The organism is Phocaeicola massiliensis B84634 = Timone 84634 = DSM 17679 = JCM 13223, from assembly GCF_000382445.1.
GTDB classification, from domain to species: domain Bacteria; phylum Bacteroidota; class Bacteroidia; order Bacteroidales; family Bacteroidaceae; genus Phocaeicola; species Phocaeicola massiliensis.
In genome coordinates this window covers 1-1752 of sequence record NZ_KB905479.1, presented here as the reverse complement: position 1 = coordinate 1752, position 1752 = coordinate 1, and the positions used below count along the sequence as shown (strand labels likewise).

2 tRNA genes and 1 rRNA gene are annotated in these 1752 nt (G+C 49.1%); all 3 read left to right on the top strand.

Features of this window, described 5'->3' with window-relative positions:
* Positions 1 to 34 precede the first annotated feature (34 nt).
* A tRNA-Ile gene (locus HMPREF1534_RS00055) sits at positions 35 to 108 on the top strand.
* Between the two features lie 16 nt (positions 109 to 124).
* Positions 125 to 198, top strand: a tRNA-Ala gene (locus HMPREF1534_RS00060).
* A gap of 114 nt (positions 199 to 312) precedes the next feature.
* Positions 313 to 1752 (top strand): 23S ribosomal RNA (locus HMPREF1534_RS0119445); the annotation flags it as partial.

The following is a 1752-nucleotide window of genomic DNA, read 5'->3' as shown; positions in this document are numbered from 1 at the left end:
AGTCTAAACAAAGGTAGACTAGGTTGAACCTGACAGTCCTATAGCTCAGTTGGTTAGAGCGCTACACTGATAATGTAGAGGTCGGCAGTTCAACTCTGCCTGGGACTACGAACTCAGTAAGTTCGGGGGATTAGCTCAGCTGGCTAGAGCATCTGCCTTGCACGCAGAGGGTCAACGGTTCGAATCCGTTATTCTCCACTCTCTCTGAAAAGAGAAACGATCTATGACATATTGTACAAGCAAAACAGTAATTTTATTAGCAAACAGCTAAAAGTATATATCATCCCGCACTGGCAACAGTGTGCGATAATAAAGAAAGTAAGCAAGGGCGCATGGCGGATGCCTTGGCTCTCGGAGGCGATGAAGGACGTGATAAGCTGCGATAAGCTTCGGGGAGGTGCAAATAACCTTTGATCCGGAGATTTCCGAATGGGACAACCCAATATCTTGAAGAGATATTATCCAACTCGGTTGGAGGCTAACGCAGGGAACTGAAACATCTTAGTACCTGCAGGAAAAGAAAATAATAATGATTCCCCCAGTAGTGGCGAGCGAACGGGGAATAGCCCAAACCGGTTATGTTACGGCATAACCGGGGTAGTAGGACTACGGCATTGCATGAAAACAGCAGAGAAGAACTTTCTGGAAAGAAAGACCATAGAGCATGATAGTTGCGTATTCGAATGTTGTCGAAGCATAGTAGTATCCTGAGTAGCGCGGAGCACGAGGAATTCTGCGTGAATCAGCCGGGACCATCCGGTAAGGCTAAATACTCCCGAGAGACCGATAGTGAACCAGTACCGTGAGGGAAAGGTGAAAAGCACTTCGAACAGAAGAGTGAAATAGTTCCTGAAACCGTGCGCCTACAAGCGGTCGGAGCAGCGTAAGCTGTGACGGCGTGCCTTTTGCATAATGAACCTACGAGTTACCGTTGCCGGCAAGGTTAAGGGTCATGAGGCCTGTAGCCGAAGCGAAAGCGAGTCTGAACAGGGCGTATAGTCGGTAGTGGTAGACGCGAAACCAAGTGATCTACCCTTGAGCAGGTTGAAGTCCGGGTAACACCGGATGGAGGACCGAACCAATAAGCGTTGAAAAGCTTCTGGATGACTTGAGGGTAGGGGTGAAAGGCTAATCAAACTTGGAGATAGCTCGTACTCCCCGAAATGCATTTAGGTGCAGCCTTGACCATTACTAATGTGAGGTAGAGCGACTGATAAGATGCGAGGGCTTCACCGCCTATCAAGTCTTGATAAACTCCGAATGCGCATTAGTTTGAGGTCAGGAGTGAGGGCATGGGTGCTAAGGTCCGTGCCCGAGAGGAGAAGAATCCGGACCACCTGCTAAGGTCCCGAAATAACAGCTAAGTTAAACTAACGAAGTCAGATTGCTAAGACAGCTAGGATGTTGGCTTGGAAGCAGCCATTCATTTAAAGAGTGCGTAACAGCTCACTAGTCGAGGAGTTTGGCGTGGATAATAATCGGGTATCAAGCTGTTTACCGAAGCAGTGGGATCATATAATGATCGGTAGGGGAGCATTCCACTCTGCGTCGAAGGTGGGGCGTGAGCCCTGCTGGAGCGTGTGGAAAAGCAAATGTAGGTATAAGTAACGATAAAGGGGGTGAGAAACCCCCTCGCCGCAAGACTCAGGTTTCCTGATCAACGCTAATCGGATCAGGGTCAGTCGGGTCCTAAGGCTCAGCCGAACGGCGAGGCCGATGGCAGAACCGGTTAATATTCCGGTACTACCCTTT